The organism is Cryobacterium tagatosivorans (genome assembly GCF_004402215.1).
Classification (GTDB): domain Bacteria; phylum Actinomycetota; class Actinomycetes; order Actinomycetales; family Microbacteriaceae; genus Cryobacterium; species Cryobacterium tagatosivorans.
In genome coordinates, this window is record NZ_SOEZ01000031.1 from 1 (window position 1) to 22,411 (window position 22,411).

The 22,411-nt window shown below is 69.3% G+C and carries 24 protein-coding genes; 10 read left to right on the plus strand and 14 right to left on the minus strand.

Going from position 1 to position 22,411, the window contains the following annotated elements; all coding sequences use genetic code 11:
* Positions 1-364 precede the first annotated feature (364 nt).
* On the plus strand, positions 365-565 hold the full coding sequence (locus E3O23_RS05745; protein ID WP_134489045.1) for a hypothetical protein: 201 nt from the start codon (positions 365-367) through the stop codon (positions 563-565).
* A gap of 22 nt (positions 566-587) precedes the next feature.
* Here the strand turns inward: E3O23_RS05745 and E3O23_RS05750 are convergent, their stop codons facing one another.
* Positions 588-1,064 (minus strand): nitroreductase/quinone reductase family protein, encoded by a 477-nt coding sequence (locus tag E3O23_RS05750; protein WP_134489047.1) that lies wholly within the window; start codon positions 1,062-1,064, stop codon positions 588-590.
* 195 nt (positions 1,065-1,259) lie between these two features.
* On the opposite strand from E3O23_RS05750, the gene E3O23_RS05755 reads away from it, so the two are divergent.
* Positions 1,260-2,540, plus strand: a complete 1,281-nt coding sequence (locus tag E3O23_RS05755) for an MFS transporter (protein ID WP_134489128.1) — start codon at positions 1,260-1,262, stop codon at positions 2,538-2,540.
* A 71-nt stretch (positions 2,541-2,611) separates the two neighbouring features.
* Positions 2,612-3,592, plus strand: coding sequence for a squalene cyclase (locus E3O23_RS05760; RefSeq protein ID WP_134489049.1), 981 nt, complete (start codon positions 2,612-2,614; stop codon positions 3,590-3,592).
* Here E3O23_RS05760 and arsA read toward each other — a convergent pair.
* The 6 genes from arsA to E3O23_RS05790 form a co-directional block, all read right to left on the minus strand.
* A complete protein-coding gene (gene arsA, locus E3O23_RS05765; protein WP_134489051.1) occupies positions 3,544-5,358 on the minus strand; it encodes an arsenical pump-driving ATPase in 1,815 nt (604 codons plus the stop codon). The two genes, E3O23_RS05760 and arsA, sit on opposite strands and share 49 nt — an antisense overlap.
* A 7-nt stretch (positions 5,359-5,365) precedes the next feature.
* A complete protein-coding gene (gene arsD, locus E3O23_RS05770; protein ID WP_134489053.1) occupies positions 5,366-5,809 on the minus strand; it encodes an arsenite efflux transporter metallochaperone ArsD in 444 nt (147 codons plus the stop codon).
* A gap of 120 nt (positions 5,810-5,929) precedes the next feature.
* The gene (locus E3O23_RS05775; RefSeq protein ID WP_134489055.1) at positions 5,930-6,355 is read right to left on the minus strand and encodes an arsenate reductase ArsC; all 426 of its coding nucleotides are present in this window, start codon (positions 6,353-6,355) and stop codon (positions 5,930-5,932) included.
* 77 nt (positions 6,356-6,432) lie between these two features.
* Positions 6,433-7,374, minus strand: coding sequence for a metalloregulator ArsR/SmtB family transcription factor (locus tag E3O23_RS05780; protein WP_134489057.1), 942 nt, complete (start codon positions 7,372-7,374; stop codon positions 6,433-6,435).
* A gap of 38 nt (positions 7,375-7,412) precedes the next feature.
* The gene (locus tag E3O23_RS05785) at positions 7,413-7,919 is read right to left on the minus strand and encodes a GNAT family N-acetyltransferase (protein ID WP_420897639.1); all 507 of its coding nucleotides are present in this window, start codon (positions 7,917-7,919) and stop codon (positions 7,413-7,415) included.
* 11 nt (positions 7,920-7,930) lie between these two features.
* Positions 7,931-9,244, minus strand: a complete 1,314-nt coding sequence (locus E3O23_RS05790; RefSeq protein WP_134489061.1) for an FAD-dependent oxidoreductase — start codon at positions 9,242-9,244, stop codon at positions 7,931-7,933.
* 90 nt (positions 9,245-9,334) lie between these two features.
* Between E3O23_RS05790 and E3O23_RS05795 the strand changes: the two genes are divergently transcribed.
* Positions 9,335-9,685 carry an ArsR/SmtB family transcription factor gene (locus tag E3O23_RS05795; RefSeq protein ID WP_134489063.1) on the plus strand — a complete coding sequence of 117 codons (351 nt, stop codon included), beginning with the start codon at positions 9,335-9,337 and terminating at the stop codon, positions 9,683-9,685.
* The gene (locus tag E3O23_RS05800) at positions 9,682-10,401 is read left to right on the plus strand and encodes an MIP/aquaporin family protein (RefSeq protein WP_134489065.1); all 720 of its coding nucleotides are present in this window, start codon (positions 9,682-9,684) and stop codon (positions 10,399-10,401) included. The genes E3O23_RS05795 and E3O23_RS05800 overlap by 4 nt, the downstream gene beginning before the upstream one ends.
* A gap of 31 nt (positions 10,402-10,432) precedes the next feature.
* Here the strand turns inward: E3O23_RS05800 and E3O23_RS05805 are convergent, their stop codons facing one another.
* Entirely contained in the window at positions 10,433-10,789 is a 357-nt protein-coding gene (locus E3O23_RS05805; RefSeq protein ID WP_134489067.1) for a hypothetical protein, read from the minus strand.
* A 280-nt stretch (positions 10,790-11,069) separates the two neighbouring features.
* Here E3O23_RS05805 and E3O23_RS05810 point away from each other — a divergent pair, with 280 nt between their 5' ends.
* Positions 11,070-11,558: a COG4315 family predicted lipoprotein gene (locus E3O23_RS05810; RefSeq protein ID WP_338145300.1), complete on the plus strand. Its 489-nt coding sequence runs from the start codon at positions 11,070-11,072 to the stop codon at positions 11,556-11,558.
* A gap of 44 nt (positions 11,559-11,602) precedes the next feature.
* Here the strand turns inward: E3O23_RS05810 and E3O23_RS05815 are convergent, their stop codons facing one another.
* Positions 11,603-12,499, minus strand: coding sequence for a LysR family transcriptional regulator ArgP (locus tag E3O23_RS05815; RefSeq protein WP_134489071.1), 897 nt, complete (start codon positions 12,497-12,499; stop codon positions 11,603-11,605).
* A gap of 68 nt (positions 12,500-12,567) precedes the next feature.
* On the opposite strand from E3O23_RS05815, the gene E3O23_RS05820 reads away from it, so the two are divergent.
* From E3O23_RS05820 to E3O23_RS05830, 3 genes are all read left to right on the plus strand, one after another.
* Positions 12,568-13,248 carry a LysE/ArgO family amino acid transporter gene (locus E3O23_RS05820; protein WP_174776602.1) on the plus strand — a complete coding sequence of 227 codons (681 nt, stop codon included), beginning with the start codon at positions 12,568-12,570 and terminating at the stop codon, positions 13,246-13,248.
* Positions 13,249-13,460: 212 nt separating this feature from the next.
* Positions 13,461-13,814, plus strand: a complete 354-nt coding sequence (locus E3O23_RS05825; protein WP_241983349.1) for an ArsR/SmtB family transcription factor — start codon at positions 13,461-13,463, stop codon at positions 13,812-13,814.
* Positions 13,811-14,308, plus strand: coding sequence for an SRPBCC family protein (locus E3O23_RS05830; RefSeq protein WP_134489075.1), 498 nt, complete (start codon positions 13,811-13,813; stop codon positions 14,306-14,308). Before E3O23_RS05825 ends, E3O23_RS05830 begins: the two co-directional genes overlap by 4 nt.
* 7 nt (positions 14,309-14,315) lie before the next feature.
* Here the strand turns inward: E3O23_RS05830 and E3O23_RS05835 are convergent, their stop codons facing one another.
* From E3O23_RS05835 to cmtR, 3 genes are all read right to left on the minus strand, one after another.
* Complete coding sequence (locus tag E3O23_RS05835) at positions 14,316-15,107, minus strand: hypothetical protein (RefSeq protein WP_134489077.1); 792 nt, start codon at positions 15,105-15,107, stop codon at positions 14,316-14,318.
* Positions 15,108-15,211: 104 nt separating this feature from the next.
* The gene (locus tag E3O23_RS05840; RefSeq protein ID WP_134489078.1) at positions 15,212-15,904 is read right to left on the minus strand and encodes a cation efflux transmembrane domain-containing protein; all 693 of its coding nucleotides are present in this window, start codon (positions 15,902-15,904) and stop codon (positions 15,212-15,214) included.
* Entirely contained in the window at positions 15,901-16,254 is a 354-nt protein-coding gene (cmtR, locus tag E3O23_RS05845; protein WP_134489080.1) for a Cd(II)/Pb(II)-sensing metalloregulatory transcriptional regulator CmtR, read from the minus strand. Before cmtR ends, E3O23_RS05840 begins: the two co-directional genes overlap by 4 nt.
* A 106-nt stretch (positions 16,255-16,360) precedes the next feature.
* Here cmtR and E3O23_RS05850 point away from each other — a divergent pair, with 106 nt between their 5' ends.
* Positions 16,361-17,062 (plus strand): 4'-phosphopantetheinyl transferase family protein, encoded by a 702-nt coding sequence (locus tag E3O23_RS05850; RefSeq protein WP_134489082.1) that lies wholly within the window; start codon positions 16,361-16,363, stop codon positions 17,060-17,062.
* Here E3O23_RS05850 and E3O23_RS05855 read toward each other — a convergent pair.
* Positions 17,034-18,365, minus strand: coding sequence for a M1 family metallopeptidase (locus tag E3O23_RS05855; protein ID WP_241983346.1), 1,332 nt, complete (start codon positions 18,363-18,365; stop codon positions 17,034-17,036). The two genes, E3O23_RS05850 and E3O23_RS05855, sit on opposite strands and share 29 nt — an antisense overlap.
* A gap of 2 nt (positions 18,366-18,367) precedes the next feature.
* Entirely contained in the window at positions 18,368-22,327 is a 3,960-nt protein-coding gene (locus E3O23_RS05860; RefSeq protein ID WP_134489084.1) for a Pls/PosA family non-ribosomal peptide synthetase, read from the minus strand.
* Positions 22,328-22,411 lie beyond the last annotated feature (84 nt).

Below are 22,411 nucleotides of genomic sequence, written 5' to 3' on the forward strand. Positions count from 1 at the left end.
CCGCCGGGATCGCGTTCTACACGCGGGAGAAGGCCGTGACCAGCCGCTGGCTCGACCCGAGCCACGGCGGCATCAACCTGGGCTTCCCGCAGCACGACTGACCCGCCCGGCGGTCGAGGCCGTCCCGGTGGTCGAGCTTGTCGAGACCCAATCTCGACGGGCTCGGTCACCGGCCAGAGGCACCAGGGGCAGCAGTGGCAAGCAGAAGCTGACCGGATTCGCGCCGGTGCCCCTGGCGGACGAGCTGTCGGTTACCTGCTCACCGGAACTACCCTGACCTTCCGCGCCGAGCGAGCCCGCTGTTCTGGGGCTATCTTGGTGCCGATGGAGTAGTCAGGAAGGCCTCGCGAAGATGGAGGATCGGATGGGAACGGACAGCCGTGCACGGGTGATCGTGCGAGAGGGACCATGGGGCTTCGTCTTCTTGTTGGCGTACATCGGGGCCGCGATCTACTTCATCTCGATCTCAAATGGCTCATTCTGGGGCGTCATCCTCGGGCTGCTGCAGGCAATCGTCTGGCCGGTCTACGTCATGTACCACGTGCTGCTGATGATCGGCGCCTGACCGCGCCGCCTCCGGGCCGGCACTAGCCCTCCACGCTGATTCTGGGTTCGAATACCACCACGGCCGTCTCCGTCGATCGGAGACGAGCGTAACCGTCGAGATCCTTGTCGAGTGACCGCCAGAGGTCCGAGAGCCGGGCACGCTCCGCTCCGGTCGCGGCGTGGGCGACGACCTCACGGGTCCCGTCGGCGAGCTGCGCACGGGCCTGCGGGTGCGCCTGCAGGTTCAGCCACCACGCGGGCTCTCCCTGGCCCCAGCCGTTCATCGCCAGGGCCGCCAGGTTCGGGCCGTCCTCGAGGTAGCCGAGCATCACCGACCGCTCCTGACCGCTGCGACGCCCGATTGTGGTCAATCGCATGGCGCCCCAACGCTGGGCCCGCGCCGGCCACAGGCCAAAACGACCACCGGTGACCCGGAACAGGGCGCGGTGCGCCTTCCAGAAGAGCACGATGAACCATCGCGGCTGAAGCCGCGGGGCCTGTTCGCTCTCACCAGGCATCCGGATCCGCCCCTTTCCTCGACGACACCGGTCATGGTAGCGGGACATGGTCACCCGCGCGCCCTGCCGGGACGCGACGGTTCCCTCGCTCCAGCAGTGGTGCTGGCGCGGCGTGTCGGTAGCCTAGCCATCCACCCCGCTCGGGTTGATGATTGCTGGTGTGACGGGATGGGGCGTGCCGAGCGGTCGCGGGTCATGAACCCGGCGGCGCGGCGCGTCCAGCGCGTCTACCTCACCCTCCTGGTCGGCAACACGCTGGCTGCATCGTTCATCTGGGGCATCAACACGCTGTTCCTGCTCGACGCGGGGCTGTCGAATTTCGAGGCGTTCGCCGCGAACGCGTTCTTCACCGTGGGCATGGTGATCTTCGAGATCCCGACCGGTGTGGTCGCCGACACGGTCGGGAGGAAGGCGTCCTATCTGCTCGGGACGATCACGCTGTCCGTGTCCACCGGGCTGTACTGGATGCTGTGGATCTGGCACGCGCCCTTCGCCTGGTGGGCGGTCGTGTCCGTGCTGCTCGGACTCGGCTTCACCTTCTTCTCCGGTGCGGTGGAGGCCTGGCTGGTCGACGCGCTGACCTCGACCGGGTACACCGGCGGCTGGGAGGTCGTGTTTGGCCGAGGGCTCGCGGTGACCGGGATCGCGATGTTCGCCGGCTCGGTCCTCGGCGGCGTGATCGCCCAGGCGACCAATCTCGGGGTTCCGTTCCTGGTGCGCGCCGGGGTGCTCGTTGCCATGTTCCTGTTCGCGTTCGTCGTGATGAAGGACCTCTGCTTCACCCCGGATCGCACGGCGGGGCCGCTGAAGGCGACCCGGAACGTGCTCACCCAGTCGATCCAGCACGGGCTGAGGAAGCGATCCGTGCGCTACGTCATCCTCTCCGCGCCGTTCGCATCCGGGGTGGGGATCTACGCCTTCTACGCGCTCCAGCCCTACCTGCTCGAACTCTACGGCGACAGGTCGGCCTATTCCGTCGCCGGGCTGGCCGCGGCCATCCTCTCGCTGTCGCAGGTGGCCGGGGGCGTGCTCGCGCCCCGGATCCGCGGACTCTTCGCCAAGCGAACCACCATGGTGATCGGGGCCTCCCTCAGCAGCGTCCTCGCGCTGGTGGTGCTCGGCGTGAACAGCATCTTCTGGCTCGCGATCGTCTTCCTGGTGGCCTGGGGGTTCGTGGTCGCCGTCGCCGCACCGGTGCGGCAGGGCTACCTCAACGACATGATCCCGTCCAAGCAGCGCGCGACCGTGCTGTCGTTCGACTCGCTCTTCGGCAGCCTCGGCGGGGTGTTCATCCAGCCGGCGCTCGGCCGCTCGGCGGACCTCTGGGGCTACGGGACCTCGCTGCTGATCGGCGGCGCCGTGGAACTCATCGGGATCCCGCTGCTGTTTGCCAGCCGGCGACAGCGCGACCCCGCCGACACGAGCGGGGCGCGACTGGAAGACGTGTCGACCCAGGGAAGCACCTTCGCCGACTGAGACGGGCGGACCGCGGATCGAGTTCCTGTGTTTCCCCCTCGAGATCGTCGCGCCGCGGTAACCTGTCGGCCATGAGCCTCGACCCCGCCCTGCTCGACTGGATGCTCGACGCCGACCCGGCCCTGCGCTGGCAGGTCGAGCGCGACCTCGCGGGCGCGCCACCCGACGTGTGGGGCGCGACCCGGGCCCGAATCGCGACCGAGGGGTTTGGGGCGCGGCTGCTCGCGCTGCAGGATCCCGACGGCCAGTGGGCGGGCGGGGCGTACTTCCCGAAGGACTTCGACTTCGACGGCCCCGAGGCGGCCGATGACGCGGGACAGCCGTATACCGCGACGACCTGGTCCCTCAACGCGCTCCGCGACTGGGGCCTCGATGCCGCCGTCCTGGCCGGCACGGCCGACCTGCTCGCCGCGAACAGCCGCTGGGAATACGAGAACCTGCCGTATTGGGGCGGCGAAGTCGACTGCTGCATCAACGCGTTCACGCTCGCCAACGGCGTGTGGCTCGGGGCGGACGTCTCGGGACTCGCGCAGTGGTTCCTCGACCACCAAACGGACGAAGGCGGCTGGAACTGCGAGTGGGTCGAGGGGTCGACCCGCTCGTCCTTCCACTCCACGCTCAACTCCCTGAAGGGACTGTTGTACTACGAGGCCGCCACCGGAGGCGGCGAAGCCCAGCGGGCCGCCCGACGAGCCGGTGAGGAATACCTGCTTCAGCGTCGGCTGCTGCGCCGGCTGTCCACCGGCGAGCTCGTCGCGCCGTGGGCGACGCGGTTCGCCTACCCGTTCCGCTGGTTCTACAGCGTGCTGGGCGCGGCGGACTACTTCCTCGCGGCCGCGCTGCACGACGGCACCGCGCCGGATCCGCGGCTCGCCGAAGCGATCGAGGTGATCCGCGCGGCCCGCCGCCCGGACGGCACCTGGCTGCAGGAACGCCGCCACCCCGGGCGGGTGTGGTTCGAGGTCGACGCGCCGGCCGGCGAGCCATCCAGGTGGCTCACGTTCTACGGCACGCGCGTGCTCGACTGGTGGGACGAGGAGACCCGCGCGTAGCCCGCGAGCTGCCCTTCCGCCACGGCGCGCAGCGCCGGGATACCCACGGGCTCGGCCGACAGCAGGGGGACAACCGCCAGCCTGTCGGCATACCGGGCTTGCACCTGGTTGATCTCGGCCAGCTCGTTCGTTGCTCGTGCCCGCAGGAAGGGGGAGTCCGGTGCGGCCGCCGCGATCGAATTGTTGATGATCCACGCCCAGGGCGTGATGCCGGCGCGACGCAGGTCCTCCTGCAGCTCGGCGGCCTCGAGCACGGGGGTCGTTTCGGCCAGGGTCACCAGCAGCACCTTCGTCTGCGCCGGGTCCTGCAGCTTCATCATCGGCGTGGTCACGTGCATCGTGCCGCCGATCTGGCGTTTGACCTCCCGGTCGTAGGAGCCGGTCGCATCCAGGAGGAGCAGGGTGTGGCCGGTCGGTGCGGTGTCCATCACCACGAACTTGCTCTTCGCCTCCCGGATGACGCGGGAGAAGGCCTGGAACACGGCGATCTCCTCGGTGCACGGGGAACGGAGGTCCTCGGCCAGCATCGCCCGACCCTGTTCGTCGAGGTGGGCGCCTTTGCTGCGCATGACGGAGTCGGTGTAGTGCTGGATCTCGACGGCGGGATCGATCCGGGAGACCTCGAGGTTCTCCACTGCGCCGTGCAGGGTGTCGGCGAGGTGCGCGGCGGGGTCCGTCGTCGTCAGATGAACCGGGAGTCCGCGTTCGGCCAGCGCCACGGCGATCGCTGCCGCCATGGTGGTCTTGCCCACGCCGCCCTTGCCCATGAGCATGATGAGGCCGCGGCCTCCGGCCGCGATCTCGTCCACGAGGGCCGACAGGGGAGCATCCGGGGTGACCAATGAGACGTCCGCGGAGCCGGTGGGGGAGTCTCCGGCCTGGAGCAGGCTTCGCAGTGCGGTCAGGCCCACCATGTTGCTGCTCTTCAGGTCGATCCGGTCTGTCGGCAGCGCCTTCAGGGCCTCGGACATGTCCGCGAGGGCGAGGCGTTCGCGGTCGTGGATGGACGCGGCCAGGGCGTCGGCGCCCACGGCATCGTCGGGGAGAATGCCGTTGACCACCAGGTACTGGTTGCGCATGCCGATGCCGGCCAGTTCCGTGTGGGTCCGGTCGGCTTCCTGCAGGGTGGACTGCTGGGCACGGGCGACGAGGACCAGCCGGGTGCGTGCGGGGTCCGCGAGGGCGGCGACGGCTTCGGCGTAGATCGCCCGCTGCTTCTCCAGCCCGGAGAGCGGGCCCAGGCAGGAGGGGTCGCCCTTGCCCTCGTTGAGGAAGTCCGTCCAGGATCCGGGCAGCCGCAGCAGCCGGATCGTGTGGCCGGTCGGCGCCGTGTCGAAGATGATGTGGTCGTAGGCGGCGGTCCACGCGGCATCCGTCAGGAGGTCGGTGAACTCGTTGAAGGAGGCGATCTCGGTGGTGCAGGCGCCGGAGAGCTGTTCCTCGATCGAGGCGACGGCCGCGGCCGGGAGCACGTTGCGTACCGGTCCGACGATGCGTTCCCGGTACTGCTGCACGGCCTGCTCCGGATCGATTTCCAGCGCGGACAGGCCCGGGACGGAGCCGATGGGTGTGACCGTGTTGCCGATGGTGACGCCGAAGACCTGGCCCACGTTGGAGGCCGGGTCGGTGCTGACGAGCAGAACGGATGCCCCGGCATCCGCGAGTCGGACCGCCGTCGCACAGGCGACGGAGGTCTTGCCGACTCCGCCCTTGCCGGTGAAGAAGAGGAAACGCGGCGCCGCGTCGAGGAATGCCAGGGCGGTCATCGGCGTCCTAGCAGCAGCTGGTTCCGCCGCAGCAGGCGGAAGCGCCCTGCTCCGCGTCCGCGGCCGTGGCCATCGGCAGCAGCCGGGGTGAGCCCTCGGGCTGGGTCGGGGCGGTGGCGGGCGGCGTTGCCGCAGCGCCGGGAGCCGAGTCCAGTTCGGCCCAGCGCGCCAGCTCGGCGCGGGTCGGGTAGCGGCCGGTCAGGACGGTGGCGCCGTCAACGAGGACGACCGGGAGGCCTTCCTCGCCTGCCGCGTGCAGGAAGGTGCGGGCGGTGTCGTTTTCGGCGAATGCGGACGGCTCCTGGGCGAGGTTGAACCGTGAGACGTTGCCGCCCTCGGTGCGTACCCAGTCCATGTCGGCGGAGAACGTGATGAGCTGCTGGTCGACGTCCACGCCGCAGATGCCCGTGCCGCAGCACAGGCCTGGTTCGAAGATCTGGATGTTAGTCATGAGGGAACCGTTCCTTTATCGCCGTCTTCCGAGACCGGGTGTCCGTGGCGGCTGCCCTTCCACCATATCGACGGTTGTCGATGCAATGCAAGGCGTGGACCTGCCAATCTCCGGTGTGCTTCAGGCCTCAGGGTCCGCCGCTGCAGTGGGAAGAATCTCGGCGAGCAGCTTTTCGATTCGCGCCTTGATCTCGTCGCGGATCGGGCGGACCGCCTCGATGCCCTGGCCGGCCGGGTCGGCCAGTTCCCAGTCCTCGTAACGCTTGCCGGGGAAGATCGGGCAGGTGTCCCCGCAGCCCATGGTGATCACGACGTCGGAGTCCTTGACGGCTTCGGTGGTGAGGATCTTGGGCACGTTGTTCGCGATGTCGATGCCCTCCTCGGCCATGGCCTCGATTGCGACGGGGTTGATCTGGTCCTTGGGGGCGGAGCCGGCGGAGAGCACCTCGACCTGGCCGTGGGACAGGGCGGTCATGTAGCCGGCGGCCATCTGCGAACGGCCCGCGTTGTGCACGCAAACGAAAAGTACGGAGGGCTTGTCAGACATGGCGTTTCCTTTGCTCGTGGCTACTCAGCTAAAGCATAGACGTTCATCTATGGGATGTGGAGCGGCCCGGCGGAAATTCAGCCGCCGTTCACCTTCGCGGCCGATTTCTCGATCTCGGTCAGCAGCTCCCGCACGCGCCGGGTGATGTCGTCGCGCACTGCGCGCACGCCGTCCAGCGGCAGGCCCACCGGGTCGGCGAGCTCCCAGTCCAGGTAACGGCGGCCGGCGTAGACCGGGCAGGCGTCGCCGCAGCCCATCGTGATCACGTAGTCGGCGGCGCGGACGACCTCGTCGGTGAGCGGTTTGGGGTACTCGCCGGCGATCGGGATGCCGACCTCGTCGAGCGCGTTGACCACGAGCGGATTGACGAGCTCTGCGGGTTCGGACCCGGCGGTCCTGACCCGCACTCGGTTCCCGGCGAGCGAGCGCAGGATCGCGGAGGCCATCTGGGAGCGTCCGGCGTTCTGCACGCACACGAAGAGCACCTCGGGGGTCGCGTCGGTGACCAGGTTCTCGGCGGTCGCCAGTGCGCTGAGTCGCTCGCCCGCGAATCGGCTGGTCAGCGAGGGCAGGTAGCGGGTGATGCGTGCCCGTTCGGCCAGGAGGGCGTAGCTTTCCCTGACATAGCGGTCGATTGTCTCGACCGAGAAGACGCCGCGGAACCGCACGGCGAGGTCGTCGGTGATGCGCTCCAGCACCGCGGGCGCCAGCGGAATCGGCTGCGCACCCCGGCGCGCGCGCAGCACCTCGGTCACGTCCGCCTGGCGGTCCGGTGCCACGGAATACCAGGCGACGCGGCCCTCCTGCTCGCGCTCGAGGAGGCCCTCTTCGACCATGACCCGCATGTGGTGGCTCACGGTCGGCTGGCTCAGGCCCAGAGAGGCGGCGAGCTGTCCGACGAGGGCACGGCCGCCGGGGCTGTCGACGACCATCCCCAGCAGCTGCACCCTGGTCGGATCGGTCAGGACTCGCAGGCTCCGGGCGATGCCTTCGGCGGCGTCGCGAGTCGGAATGGCCATAATCGGAAGTCTAATCCGGCCGAGGTCGGGGTCCGGTGTCAGGCCAGGCCCACCCGGTTGCTGCGGCGCTCGACGAACCATACGTCCCGCCACGTGCCGGCGAACGGACCGTAGGTCATTTTGGCCAGGCGCTCCCGCGTTCCGACGGTGTGGAACCCGAACCTTTCATGCATGGTCAGACTCGCGGTGTTCTCGGCGAAGATGCCCGACTGCAGCGTCCAGTATCCGAGGTCTTCGCTCTTCTCAATGAGCGCGGTCAGAAGCATCCGTCCGACGCCGCGATTCCGCGCGGCCGCCGCGACGTAGACCGAGTGCTCAGCCACCCCTGCGTACACGGGCCGGGATGAGATCGCGGATGCTGCCGCCCAGCCGACGACGCGCGATCCGTCGACGGCCACCAGCCTGAGGTCCGAGATTTTGCCGGCGTCGAATGCTTCCCAGGTTGGCGTGCTCGCTTCGAAGGTGGCATGGCCGGTGTCAATGCCTTCCTGGTAGATCGCCTCGACCGCCGGCCAGTCCTCGGGCTCGAGCCGGCGGATAGTCACTCGGTGATCCATCAGCAGCAGCTCGAGGCGCCACCGGCATCGGTGGAGCAAACCCCGGTCGCCGGCAGGACGAGCTGCACCTGCCGGGCGGCCGCGCGGTTGCCCGCGAGTTCGTCCGCGATCGAACGGACCTGCTCGTAGCCGGTCGCCAGCAGGAACGTGGGGGCGCGGCCGTAGCTTTTCATACCGACGATGAAGAAGTCCCGCTCCGGCTGGGTCAGCTCGGCCACCCCGTGCGGAGGCACCGTGCCGCAGCTGTGCAGGTTCGGGTCGATCAGCGGAGCGAGGGCGCTGGGCGCCTCCACGATTTCATCCAGCGAGAGACGGATCTCGCGGAGCATGTCGAGGTTGGGGCGGAAGCCGGTCGCGTTCACGATGAGATCCGCACGAACGTGCTCCAGCCCGCCGTGGCGGGTGCCGACAATGTCGACGCCGTCGCCGTCTCGTGCCAGGCCGACGATCTCGAATCCGTCCAGCCGGCTGATCGCGCCGGATTCGGCGAGCCGGCCGACGGCCGCCCCGATCGACGCGCGGGCCTGCAGCTCGTCGTCCGCGGAGCCGAGGACACGCACCGCGGCCTTGTTGCGGATGATCCAGGTGGCGGCCGTGCCGGGCTCCTCCCGCGCCAGCCGCGCCAGGGCGATCAGGGTGTTGGCGGCGGAGTGGCCCGCCCCCACGACGGCCGTGTGCCGGCCGGCGAAGCGGCGACGATCGGCCCCGAGCACGTCGGGCAGGGCGTGGCTGACGAGGTCCGCGACGCCCGGGAATCCCAGCGGGTCGAGTCCGTTCGAGCCCAGGCTGTTGGGGTTCAGGTAGGTCCCAGAGGCGTCGATGACGGCGGCCGCGCGGACATCCGTGATCTCCCCGTCCGGCCCGGCAAGGCGCAGGACGAACGCGCGGGAGCCTCGGCCGACGGTGCGGGTGCGGTCCATCCCTTCGCGGCTGACCGCCGTGACGGTCGTGCCGGTGTGGATCCGGGAGGCGATGGCGTCCACCGCGGCCAGGGGCGCGAGGTAGTGCGCGATCAGTTCGCTCCCGGTCGGAAGGGAGGACTCCTCGGGCTCGGCCCAGCCGGCGGCCGTCAGCAGCCGCCAGGCCGCTGGATCGATGAGGTGCTTCCAGGGGGAGAAGAGCCGGGTGTGACCCCAGGCGGCCATGCTGCTGGCGATGCTGTCGCCTGCTTCGTAGACGATGAAGTCGATGCCGCGCTCGTGAAGGTGCGCCGCGGCGGCCAGCCCGATCGGTCCGGCTCCGATGATCGCCACGGGCAACCTGCCGAGGTGCGGATTGCGGGCTGCGGGAGCCGTCAGATCGATGAGTGTCATGGCGCTGGTCTCCCTATATATCGATGAACCTCGATGAAGAAATTATCGACACAATATCGACAGATGTCAATGTTGACTTATGCTGGGGGCATGTCCACTTCCACCGCGCTTCCGCTCAACGAGGCTTCGGCCTGCTGCGCTCCGCTCACCCGGCAGCCGCTCGACGCCGAGCAGGCGGTGGACCTCGCCCGCCTGCTGAAGGCGATCGCCGATCCCGCCCGCCTGCGGTTGCTCTCGATCGTTGCCGCCTCCGAAGGCCAGGAGGCCTGCGTGTGCGACCTGACCGAGCCCATCGGGCTCAGCCAGCCCACCGTTTCGCACCACCTCAAGGTGCTCATGGATGCCGGCTTCCTCAGCCGCTCCAAACGAGGCACCTGGCACTACTACGCACTGGTCCCGGGGGCCCTGGACTCCCTCGCGACGGTGCTGGTCACGGCGTGAGCGACTTCGCCCGGCGCGTCTCCGCCGAGTTCCTCGGGAGTCTTCTGCTTGCCGCGCTGGTCGTGGGTAGCGGCATCGCGGCGCAGCAGCTGTCCCCGGGCGACGTGGGGTTGCAGCTGCTCGAGAACGCCATCGCGACCGCCCTCGGACTGTTCGCGATCATTCTGGTCTTCGCGCCGATCAGTGGCGCCCACTTCAACCCGGTCGTCTCCCTGGTCGACGCCGCGCTCGGGTGCCGGCCGTGGCGCGACGTGGCGGCGTACGTTCCGGCGCAGGTCCTCGGCTGCGTCACCGGAGCCGTTGTCGCGAACCTGATGTTCGCGCTTCCGGCCGCGAGCGTCAGCGGGACCGAACGCCTCACCGCTCCGCACCTGCTGGCGGAGGTCATTGCCACGGCGGGCCTCGTGCTCGTGATCTTCTCCCTGGTCCGGTCGGGCCGGGCTAACCTCGCCCCGGCCGCGGTCGGGGCCTACATCGGTGCCGCGTACTTCTTCACGAGTTCCGCCAGCTTCGCGAACCCGGCGATCACCATCGGCCGGATGTTCTCCGACACGTTCGCGGGCATCGCGCCATCCGCCGCGCCGGGATACGTCGCCGCCCAGCTCGTCGGCGGGCTTCTCGGCTTCGTCCTGGTCCGGCTCTTCTACCCGGCTGCCGGCCACGGCGTCGGAGCGGCCGCGGCGAAGGCCGTTGAGCCGGCGACAGCACTGCGCTGACCGTCAGCCACTGGCTGTCAGCCACTGACTGTCAGTCTGGGCCACGGAGATCCGCGCCGAGGAGATCCACGCCGAGGAGATCGGTGGTGGCGAGGTCGGGGGCGAGCACCCACGAGGTCACGCCGACGACGAGCCCGGCGACCAGCACGGTGACAAGAAGGCGGCGTGAGACCAGGTAGGCGAGGGCCAGGGCCGCCGCCATGAGCAGTGCCGCCCAGCTGTCGTCGGCGTAGGTGCCTCCGCTCACCGATTTGAACAGCATCGCAGCCGGGATGGCCGGCAGGATGACGGCGATGAGCACCTTGCCGGGCCAGCGCCGGGCGAAGGAGCTGGTGTCGCGACCGAGGGCCGCGCGAGCCAGCCGATGGCGTAGCCCCAGGTGCCTCACTTGCTCTCCCTTCGATTCCGTGACCCGGACCGTTCCACTCGTCCGAGCCACTTGAACCCTAGGTTTTCTGCCCGGCCTCCTGTTTGTCAGATCGGCAGATGCGGACCGTCGACGTTCCGCGTTTCGGACAACCGGGCGGGGGAGCGACCGCTCGGTGTGGGCGAAAGCCATCGCGAGAGTGAACCGATTCGGGTCCCGTGACGTGATTCCTGCAGCGGTTCATTGCCGCCAGTCACCGTGATGCGCCAGTCGGCGCACTCCAACATCTATGGAGCACATCGTGAAGACACCATTCGCTCTCACCCTCGCCGGCGCCGCTTTGGCCCTGCTGGCCCTCGCCGGATGCGCGACTCCGGCGAGCACATCATCGAGCTCCCCGCCGCCGATTGCAGCGGGCACCGACGCCGCCGTCGCAACCACGGACCTCGGCACGATCGTGGTCGACGGCAAGGGCATGACCGCATACTTCTTCGACAAGGACACGGCGGATTCGGGCTCGAGCGCCTGCACCGGCCAGTGCGCGGCGAACTGGCCGGCCATCACGTCGGCATCCGCGACGCCGAGCGTCACCGGCATCACGGCGAAGGTGGGCACCATCACCGGCGTCACCGGCGACAAGCAGCTGACGGTCAACGGACGGCCGATCTACACCTACGCCGGCGACACGGCTGCCGGCGATACGAACGGGCAGGGCGTCCAGGGGGTGTGGTACGTGCTTTCCCCGGCCGGCGATGAGATAACGACGAAGCCGGGCCGGTCCGGATACTGAGCCGGTCCGGACCTGAGCGGGTCCGGACGCTGAGCGGGCTGCGGCTACGCCTGCCTGAGCGTTGCCGTTGCCGCTTCCCGCACGACGCGGGTGAGCCCGTCGAGCTGCGGTGAGGCGAGGTTCCATCGCTGCCAGTAGAGGCGAACGTCGATCGGATGCTGCGGTGCGAGCTCGACGAGGGAGCCCGCGTTGAGGTGGGCGCCGGCCTGCTGCTCCGGCAGCAGTCCCCAGCCGAGGCCGAGCAGAATCGAGCGGGCGAAGTCGTCGGAGGTCGGGATGAGGTGCCGAGGCCCGGACGGCTCACGGCCCAGCACCGTGCGCACGAAACCGCGCTGCAACTCGTCCTTGCGGTCGAAGTCGACGACCGGCATGCGGTCGAGGTCGGACAGGTCGGCGCGGGGACTCCAGCGGGAGAGGAAGGTCGGGGCGGCGACGGCCCGGTAGCGCATGACGCCAAGCAGGCTCGAGGTGCATCCCTGCACGGCCTGTTCGGTCGCCGTCACGGCGGCCATGACGGTGCCGGACCGGAGGAGAGCGACGGTGTACTCCTCATCGTCGCGGTGGACGTCGAAAATGGCACCGAACCGCTCGTGGGCCGTCGCGAGGGCGGGCAGGAACCACGTCGCGAGGGAATCCGCGTTGACGGCCACGGCGATCGAGTAGGTCGCCTTCTCCCGGCCGTCCTCGCCGAGCTCCCGGCGGAGGTCTTCGCCGAGGAGGTCCACCTGGCGCGCGTAGCGTGCCACGCCAACACCAGCGGCGGTGGCCCGGGCTGGATTGGTCCGCTGCACCAGGACCTGCCCGGTCGCCTCCTCCATCGCCTTGATCCGCTGCGACACGGCCGACGCGGTGACGTGCAGGCGCGCAGCGGCGGCGTCGAACGTGCCCTCGTCGAGGACCGCGACGAGCGTCCGGAGGTGCTCAAGGGAATATGACGGCATTACCTCTCCTAATGGTGATTTAGAAACATTAGCTGTTCTGTCGGCAGGCGGCTGCGTAGGGTCGAGGAATGCAGAACATCATCGCGGCTTCGTTGATGGGCCTCGGGACCGGTCTCGCCCTCATCGTTGCCATCGGCGCCCAAAACGCGTACGTCCTGCGGCTCGGCATCGCCGGCCGGGGCCGGGAGATCCTCGCCGTCGTTGCCATCTGCGCCGCATCCGATATGGCGCTGATCACCGCCGGTGTGCTCGGCGTCGGGGCCGTGGTCGAGCGTTTCCCCGTTCTGCTCGTCGTGCTGCGCTTTCTCGGCGCCGCCTTCCTGATCGGCTACGGCGTTCTGGCCGCTCGTCGCGCCGTGCATCCCGGGGCGTTGCCCCTCGACGACAGCCCCGTGGCGCCGGCGCCGGGTGCGGTCACGACCGAGACTCGGGCAGGCGCGACGCTGACGATCGCACGCCCCCTCCGCGCGGCGGTCTTGACCGCGCTGGCCTTCACCTGGCTCAACCCGCACGTGTATCTCGACACGCTGATTTTCGCCGGATCCATCGCCAACCAGCAGGGGCCCGACCTGCGCTGGTGGTGGGCGGCGGGCGCCATGGTCGCGAGCATCGCGTGGTTCTTTTCCCTCGGCTTCGGCGCGCGCCTGCTCCGGCCGATCTTCGCCCGACCGGCGGCCTGGCGCGTTCTTGACAGCTGCATCGCGGTCGGAATGATCGGCCTCGGACTGGGCCTCGCCATCGCCGGCTGACCCAGCGCTCTGGAGGGGGAACGGGTGCAGTTTCCGAGCTGACGGGAAGAGGGTCCATGGCACGTTGACGGCGGTGAGACCGCGGGCCTGGCCCACCGCACCAGCTAGAAATTCACCATGCCAAGATGCTTGTGCCGGGACGTGGGGGAGCGCTAAAATACAACCAAATGGTTGTAGATAGCGTGATTGCAGATAGCGTGAGTGCAGACAGCGTGAGTGTAGACAGCGTGCTGGACGACGAGGCAGGCCGTATCTTTCATGCGCTCGCGGATGCCACGCGCCGGGATATTGTGGCGCGGGTCGTTCAACGTGAGCAGTCGGTGTCCATGCTCGCCGCGAGCTATGCCATGAGCTTCGCGGCAGTCCAGAAGCACGTGGCGGTCCTCGAGCGGGCGTCCCTCGTCGTCAAGGAACGCCGCGGGAGGGAGCAGATCGTGCGCGGAAACCTCGAAACCGTGCGCAAGGCTTCCCGGCTGCTCCAGCACTTTGAGGACCTCTGGCGGTATCGCGACCAGAGCATCAGCGACATCCTGTCCGAAGATGGAGAAGAAGGAGAGAGTTCATGACCGTCGTTAGTTCACACAAGGATCCAGAGGCGCTGACCCTCACGTTCGTGGCCGAGTTCGACGCGAGCGTGGAGCGGGTGTGGCAGATCTGGGAAGACGCGCGCCAGCTCGAGCGGTGGTGGGGCCCGCCGACCTGGCCGGCCACCTTCGACCGGCACGACTTCGTCCCCGGGGGACGGTCGAGTTACTACATGACGGGCCCGGAGGGCGAGAAGGCCCGCGGCTGGTGGGTGACCACGTCGATCCAGCCGCCGCACCGGCTGGAGTTCGACGATGGTTTCGCCGACGAGAACGGTCAGCCGGTCGCCGACATGGGCACGGTGCACGGCGTCGTGACCCTGGAAGAGTTCGAGGGTCGCACCCGAATGACGTCGGTCTCGACGTTCGAGAACATGGAACAGCTCGAGCAGATGTCCGCCATGGGGATGGAGGAGGGCATGCGAGAGGCGATGGGCCAGATCGACACGCTGCTTGCCGAAGAAGTGAGGGCGTGACCGAGGCTCAGGAGTGAGCGGCTGATGGCCCGTCGAGCCCGGCGATCCTCGCCAGTGCCGCCATGACAATCGTCTGCGCCGGGTCGCCGATGACCTCATGGTTGAGGTAGAACGTCTCCAGCCAGGTGAGGACTTCCGACTCCGGCAGACCGACCGCCGCCCAGTCGGTGCCCGGCTCGCCCGCGCTCGTCGGCTCCCCGGTCTTCGGGTCCAGCCAGGCGCGGGCGATCGGCGTGTCCGGGATGCCGTCCTGCTCGGGGTTCCACAGGAGCAGGATCGGGTTGCCGGGCTCGTCAGAGTGCGCATGGTCGACGAGACCCGCACCCAGCCACGGGAGCATCAGCTGCTCGCCTTCCATCTCGACGTCCACAATTTCCAGGGGGACGGGCCCGTAGTCGCGGGCGTACACCGTCAGTCCTTCCCGGTGCCAGGTGGCGGCTTCGTCCGCGTCCTCGATGAGGTCGGGCAGCAGCGGGTAGACGTGTGCGACCAGGTGCGCCGCCCAGGCGAGAAGCGCCGTCGTGTCGGCTTCCGGCCACGGGCTGTCCGAGCTCTCGGCGCCGGAGTCGGCGGCGTGGTGGAAGTGAAAGTCCACACCCTCGTCGGTGAACTCCAGGTGAAGCTGGCCGTCGGCAAAGCCGAGGTACAGCACGCCGAGCTCCTCCTCCTCGTCCCAATCGGCGTCCAGCGTGGGATGCGCGAACCGGGCGGGGAGGGGAGGCGTGTCGAGGGGGAGGTCGCCCAGGTCGAGGACCGCGCGGAACATCGTGTTGGGCAGCCGAAGCGACGGATCAGTCATGGTTTCGACCATAGCCGGTGGCGCACAGGGCTGGCGCGGGCGCCCGGGCTGCGGAGAGACAGCGGTCGCGGGCCTCGCCGCAAGCATGTAGCGAGGGGCGGGCGTCAGCAGCAGGAATCCGTGTCGAGGGTCCGTTCGCCCGTCAGGGCGCTGATCGGAGCCGCGCAGGTGTCTCCCCGCCACGCTTCCGCTCCCTCCCGGATGGCGAAGCCGGCAATCACGAGTGCGGCAATCGAGTCCGCCCACGCCCACCCCAGTAGCGAGTTGAGCAGCAGACCGCCCAGGAGTGCGGCCGACAGGTAGCTGCAGATAAGGGTCTGCTTCGAGTCCGCCACGGCCGAGGCCGACCCCAGCTCGCGGCCGGTGCGGCGTTCCAGCCAGCTCAACACCGGCATGACCGCGAGACTGACGGCGGCCAGCGCGATCCCGACCGGGCTGTGCTCTGCTTCGCGCAGGCCGAAGATCGACAGGCCCGCGTCGACGATCACGTAGGCAGCCAGGCCGAAGAAGGAGTACGCGATGACACGCAGCGCGACTTTCTCGCGTCTCTCGGGGTCGGGGGCGGCGAACTGCCAGGCGATGGCGGCGGCGGAGAGGACTTCGACGATGGAGTCGAGGCCGAAGCCGATCAGGGCGGCGGAGGAGGCCACGGTGCCGGCGGTCAGGGCGATGATCGCCTCGATGACGTTGTAGGTGATCGTGACGGCGACGATGAGCCGGATCCGGCGCTGCAGGACCAGTTTCCGGGTGAGGTCGACGGCGCGGGCGGGTCCGGGCCCGTTCGTGGTGGCGGTCATTCCCCGGTCCCGCAGCAGAGGGGCAGGTCGCAGTCCTGGTCGGAGCATTCGACGCCGTCGTCCACCGCGAGCACGACGTCGACGAGCAGGGCCAGGGCCCGGGTCAGGTGTCGGTCGGCGATTTCGTAGCGTGTCTGCCGGCCCTCGGGAACGGCGGCAACGATGCCGCAGCCGCGCAGGCAACTCAAATGGTTCGACACGTTCGAGCGAGTAAGGTCGAGGTCGCGCGCCAGCTGGGCGGGATAACCGGGCTGCTCCAGCAGGCTGAGCAAGATCTTCGAACGAGTCGGATCGGCCATCGCTCGACCGAGCCGGTTCATGACATCCAGGCGTGATGGAAGAGTCAGCATCCACTGACCATACAGTCGGGACTGACCATTGATCAAGCGCCCGCCCAATCTCCCCAGCCCGCGCGGGCGTAGAATCTGAGCTGACCCTGGCAGGGAGGTCGGTGACGTGGTCGACAAGCCGACGATGGACGTGTTCGTCTTTGTCGGCGAACGGGCCTCGATCAATGCGACGGATCGCCGATTGCTGGTCGATGCGGTCGCGTGGGTGTCCGGCGAGGACAGGCGCACGATCTCCATCGAACAGCGGTGCGAGCACTGTTCCGGCAAGCATGGACGACCCGTGGTGGTGGCCCCGGCCGGTCCTGCCCGTGACCTGCACGTCAGCCTGAGCCGGGCCGGTCGGCTGGTCGCCGTCGCGGTCACGTTTGCCGGACCCGTCGGCGTCGACATCGAGAGCCCCGAGGCCGTCGCCCGTTCATCGTTCGACGATGTCGCCTTCGGGGCGGCCGAGAGGGCCGGTCTCCTCGGACGCGAGGACTCCGACGCCGACTGGGCGCGTGCCTTCCTGTGGACGAGCAAGGAAGCGGCACTGAAAGCCACGGGGACCGGCCTCAGGTCGGACCCTCGCGCCATCTCCGTTTCCGTCCCTCGGCGCGGAACTCAGGGCCATCCGGCCATCGAGGTGTGGCGGGACGCGGATTTCCCGGTCGAAACGATGAACTTGACGCATTTTGAGCCAGGGGAGGGTCTCGTCGGGACGGTGGCCGTGCTCGCCCCAACTCGCCCAGAGGTTCGGCTCTTTGACGCGTCGGCCGTGTGCGCGGATCCGAAAGCCGGGCTCACAGCTCCGGGAGATCGCTCGCGTTGATCCAGGCGCTGACGATGGGCCCGACGCCGGCCTTGCCGGAGCGCGAGAAGAACTCGACGAAATCCTCGGTGGAGATGCTGCCGTGACGCCGACCTCGGGTGAACGCCCTGAGGACCTCGAAGAACACCTCGTCGCCGAGATGCCTGCGCACCGCGTGCACGGCCAGTGCCCCACGCTTGTAGACGCGGTCGTCGAACATCGCGTGCGGGCCGGGGTCGCCGACGACGATGTCGTGCGGCAGGGCGTCAACCTGGTTCCAGTGTCGAATGGCGTTCTCCTCGGCCGACCTGCCGCCGCGTTCTTCCTCCCAGAGCCACTCGGCGTAACAGGCGAAGCCCTCGTGAAGCCAGATGTCCTGCCATCGTGCGATCGTCAGGCTGTTGCCGAACCACTGGTGGGCGAGTTCATGCGCGATGAAACGGTCACTGCCGTGAGCGCCGTCAACGTGGTTGCGACCGAAGATGGCGAGGCCCTGGGCTTCGAGGGGGATCTCCAGCTCGTCGTCGGTGACCACGACCGAATAGGAATCGAACGGGTACGGTCCGAAGAGCTCGCTGAACAGTGAAACCATGTCGCCTAGCCTGGCGAAGTCCACGGCGACCTCGTGGGCGAGGTCGGCCGGGAAGAAGATCCGCTGGACGACGGGTGACGCGACGACGTCCCGGCGGATGTACCGGCCGATCTGCACCGTCGCGAGGTAGCTCGCCATCGGCTCGCGCACATGGAACGTCCACGACGTGCGCCCCGACCGAGTGGACTGGGAGGTGAGCGCGCCGTTCGAGATGACCGTGTACGGGGATTCGCAGGTGACGACGATCCGGAAAGTCGACTTGAAGCTGGGGTGGTCGTTGCAGGGGAACCACGAGGCCGCACCGCAGGGCTGCCCGGCGACAAGCACTCCGTCGCTCAGCTCCTCCCACCCGACTTCGCCCCAGGGACTCCGCAGCGGACGCGGAGAGCCGCGGTAGCGCACCATGACCTCGAAGCTGTCGCCGGCTTCGATCGGCTCCGCGACCGTCACAGTGAGTTTCCGCGCGGTATGGGTCACCTTGCGGGGCGGCGAGCCGGCGACCGTGATCTTGTCGACGCTGAGACCGTCGAAGTCGAGGCTGAACCGATCCAGTCGCATGGTCGCGCGCGCCGTGATTGTGGCCGTGGCGCGCAGCCGGTTGGTGGCGACGCGGTAGTCGAGATCGAGGTCGTAGTGGTCGACCTTGTATCCGCCGTTCCCGCCGGCGGGCACATACGGGTCACCGAACGTCGAGGAACCGTATCTGGATTGCGAGGACTGGGGCATGGGCATCGTCAAGTCTGCCATGGCGGGGCTCGCCACGGCGTGATCGGGTTGCCGGCCCAGAGGGACCCGCCGGGAACGCGTTCGCCGCGCATCACGAGTGACGCGGGGCCGACGGTGGCGTTCTCGTCCACCGACGCGGCCGGCAGGATGACGCTGTGCGGGCCCAGCGTCGAGCCGGCCGCGAGTGCCACGGCATCGAGTTGCATGAGGCGATCGTGGAACAGGTGTGTCTGCACGACGCAGCCCCGGTTGATCGTGCAGCCGTCGCCGATGGCAACCAGATCCGCCTCGGGCAGCCAATACGACTCGCACCACACCCCGCGGCCGACTTTCGCGCCGAGGGTGCGCAGCCACAGCGCCAGGGCCGGGGTGCCCACGGCGCCCGCGGCGAACCAGGGACGGGCGACCATCTCGACGAAGGAATCCGACACCTCGTTGCGCCAGACGAATGACGACCACAACGGATGCTCGCTCGCCGCGATCCTGCCGACGAGGAGCCACTTGGCGCACGTCGTCACAGCCGCGGCGACGACGCCGGCGGCCAGCATGACGGCACCGGACAAGACGAGCGTCCAGCCGAGGCCGGCCGTGAGCCAGAGCCAGTCGAGCGCGGCGAGAACGCCGAGCGCGATCAGGGCCGTGACGACGACGGGGACGATGCGCAGCGCCTCCCACGCCGCCCTCGCCGGACGGAGTCGAGCGGGCGGATGGAATGTCCTCGCCTCGTCGAAATCGGTCACCGTTCGCCGGAGACGCACCGGTGGGCTGCCGAGCCAGGAGGACCCGCGTTTCGCCTTGCGCGGCGTGGAGGAGAGCACGGCGACGAGCCCGTTCCGCGGCACCCTTCGTCCCGGTCCGACGATCGCGCTGTTGCCCAGGAAGGCGCGTCGGCCGACCTTGGCCTGGCCGATCCGCATCCAGCCGCCGCCGAGCTCGTAGGAGGCGACCAGCGTGTCATCCGCGAGGAAGGCGCCGGGCGCGATCGTCGTCAACGACGGGACGAGTAGCACTGTCGACGCTTCGACGTTCGCTCCGACCTTTGCTCCGAGCAGGCGCAGCCACGTCGGGGTCAGAAGGCTCGCGTACAGCGGGAACAGGAGGGTTCGGGCGCCGTCGAGGATGCGTTCCGTTGTCCACACCTGCCAGCCGACACGGCTGCGCACGGGATGACTTCCCTCGCTCAAACCGATCCCGAGTGCTCGGACCGCAGCGACGACCAGGATCGCGTAGGTGGCGCCGGCGACCAGCACGGCGAGGGGGATGGCCAGGGCGGCGCGCAGGGTGGCAGTCCAGAGGGTGCCGGCGTCGCCCACCGCGTTTCCCACGACGAGTGCGCCGAGCACCACGGCCACGGCCGGCAGGGCGGACATGCCGATCGAGCCCGCCGCGTAGGCAACGAGCCAGCGACGCGCGCGGGGCGGGCGTTCCGCGGGCCAGTCCCGGCGCGCGGACCCGACCCGGGCCGCCGGAGATCCCGCCCAGCGCTCTCCCGCGGGAACCCGGCCGCTCACGGCAGCCCCGGCTTCGACCTCTGCGCCCTTTCCGATGTTGGCGCCTCCGAGCAGGATGCTGCGCGAGCCGACCGTCGCGTCGGCACCGATGTGCACGCTGCCGAGCCGCAGCACATCGCCGTCGAGCCAGTACCCCGACAGGTCCGTCTCGGGTTCGACGGCCGCCCGGGCGCCGATCGAGAGCATCCCGGTCACCGGTGGAAGGGTGTGCAAATCGACCCCGGGCCCGATCCGGGCGCCGAGGGCACGCGCGTAGTAGCTGATCCACGGTGCCCCCGCGAGACTGGCCGGATCGACGAGCAGCGCGACTTGCTCGGCGAGCCAGAGCCGAAGGTGCACGGATCCACCCCGCGGGTAGTCGCCCGATTCCACGCCGCGCAGCAGAAGCCTCGACGTGGTGACCACGATTGCCATCTTGCCCGGCGGCATCACCAGGAGCAGGAACCCGGCCGCGATCCACCACCACGAAACGGTGGGGGCGAACGACGCGCCCCCCAGGGCGAGCAGATTGTTCGCCGTGGCGAGATAGACGAGCCACCGTGCCCCGACGAGGACGTGCAGCGGAACGGTGAGGAGCGTCTGGGCGAGCCCGCTCGCCACCGGCGTTGGGCGAACCTGTCGGGCTGCTGGGCGATCCGCCGGAGTGCGCCCGTCCAGCGCGTCGGCGAGGGAGCCGATCCGCGGGTAGTCGTAAATGTCCGCGACGCGTGTCTCCGGGTAGCGCCGTCGGATCGCGGACACGAGCTGGGCGGCAGAGAGCGACCCTCCGCCGTGCGCGAAGAAGTCGTCATCCGGTCCTCCCACCGGCACCCCCAGGATCGCGGTCCAGCTCTCGGCCAGCCACTGGACCGTCGGCGACAGGCCCACCGCCGGGGGTTCATTCCCGGTGACGGGTAGCGGCCACGGCAGGGCGGCCCGGTCGACTTTGCCGGATGTCCGCGTGGGGAGATCCGCGACGACGGCGAGGAGAGGCACGAGCGCGGCCGGAAGTTCGGCGCGCAGGCGCTCGTTCGCAGCCGTTCGATCGAAACCGGATGCCTCAGTGGCGAGGGCGAGGTAGCCGACGAGGACCTGGTTGCCGGCCGGGGTCTTCTGCACAGCCGCGGCGGCTGCGGCGACGCCGGGGAGCGCCCGCAACGCCGCCTCCACCTCGCCGAGCTCTATCCGCCGGCCGCCGAGCTTCACCTGGTCGTCGGCCCGACCGACGAACACCAGCCCGTCGCGTTCGAAGCGCACCAGGTCGCCGCTCTGGTACGCGCGCTCCCAGCCGAGGGTCGGGTGCGGGGCGTACTTCTCGGCGTCTTTGTCCGGATCGAGGTAGCGCGCCAGGCCAACGCCGCCAATGATGAGTTCGCCGGTCTCACCCTCGTCGACCCGGGCGCCCCGGGCGTCGACGACGGCCAGGTCCCAGCCGTCCAGGGGGAGTCCGATCCGCACCGGTCCGTCGCCGCCCAGTGGGGCCGCGCAAGCGACGACCGTCGCCTCGGTCGGGCCGTACGTGTTCCAGACCTCCCGCCCGCGGGCAGCGATGCGAGCCGCCAGTTCGGGAGGGCAGGCCTCGCCACCGAAGATGACCAGCCTGACCAATTCGAGCGATTCCTCCGGCCAGAGCGCGGCGAGGGTGGGGACGGTCGACACCACGGTGATGCCGTGCGCTATGAGCCACGGCCCCAGGTCGGCACCCGCACGCACGAGGGACCGGGGAGCCGCCACGAGGCAGGCGCCGTTCCGCCACGCCAGCCACATCTCTTCGCACGAGGCGTCGAACGCCACGGAGAGCCCCGCGAGTACCCGGTCGCCGGGGCCCACCGGCTCGGAGCGCAGGAACAGTCGCGCCTCCGCGTCGACGAACGCCGCAGCCGAACGGTGGGTGACGGCGACTCCTTTCGGCACCCCGGTCGACCCGGACGTGAAGATGACCCAGGCGTCGTCGTCGACCGCCGGAAGCGTCCCGGACGAGCGGGCGAGAGCCGGGTCGTCCTCAGCGGGCAGTGTGCGGTCAGCCAGCATCGCCCTGTCGACGCCGTCACGCAACTCGAACACGCCACGCGGTCCGATGACCCCGACCACGCGCGCCTCACCGAACACGAGCCGCGCCCGTTCGTCCGGATCGTCGGCGTCGACGGGAACGTAGGCCGCGCCCACGGACAGGGTTGCCAGGATGGACACGTACAGGTCACGGCTTCCCGACGGGAGGCGGATGCCCACCTTGTCGCCACGACGCACCCCGTCGCGGCTGAGCCTCGCCGCCTGCTCGCTGACCAGCCGCACGAGCCTCCGGTAACTGATCGCACCGTCGGCATCCTCGAGCGCGAGGGCATCCGGATTCAGAACGGAGGTCGCCATCAGGATGTCGATGAGGGTCCGCGCGGGCGGCCTTCGCGCCCCTGCCTCGAGCACGCTCTGGCCGGGGAGGATCTGGGTCACGCGGACTCCTTGTCGAGGTCGCCTCGACATGCAGTCCACCGGGGGCGAGTCATCATTTTAGGGTATCCAGGTAACAGGGGGATGAACGAGATCCAGGTCGCCCTGGTGCCTTCA